Raw genomic sequence first — 543 nt, 5'->3', positions numbered from 1 at the left:
AATATATCATTCAAAGCCGATTCATTTCCCACTTTGAAAAGAAAGAAACTCGGTTCAAGCTTTATTGTTTCAAGCAGAACATCACCCCACGTTCGCCGAGCCCAATCATGCACTAAGGAAAATGGGAGATTCTTGTCAATAATGTGCCCCACAAAAGCAAATTCCCATAATTTCTCACCCACATCAATAATAGCTTCTGGAATGACGAACATACCATTTGAATCATTTCCCACATCCTTCTTCAAGAGTTTATGCAACTTAGTTTTAGGTTTGCTCCAAACAGAGGGAAAAGTATTGTGATCAAAGCCATGATTAGACGGCTTTAAAGGAGGAAAATCAGAATCCAAATTATGAGCTCCCCTCCGCTTACCAAAATTATCGGATACCGAATTGTGAATACTAGTATGGGATGGCCTAATCTTATTATTAAAACCAACATGGGCAGTACCCACAACTTTAGAGTGACCACGACTAGCACCCACAATCCTAGCATCATCGCCAAAAGAATGATTTAAAAAATCAATTTTAGAATTCACAGAATGA

The 543-nt window shown here is 38.5% G+C and carries 1 protein-coding gene; it reads right to left on the bottom strand.

From position 1 onward, the window contains the following. On the bottom strand, window positions 1-543 hold a 543-nt coding region (locus HK417_RS24680), incomplete at both ends, for a hypothetical protein (protein WP_222273520.1).

The organism is Modestobacter marinus, from assembly GCF_019799945.1.
Classification (GTDB): Bacteria; Actinomycetota; Actinomycetes; order Mycobacteriales; family Geodermatophilaceae; genus Modestobacter; species Modestobacter marinus_B.
This window is presented reverse-complemented; position numbering and strand designations above follow the sequence as displayed.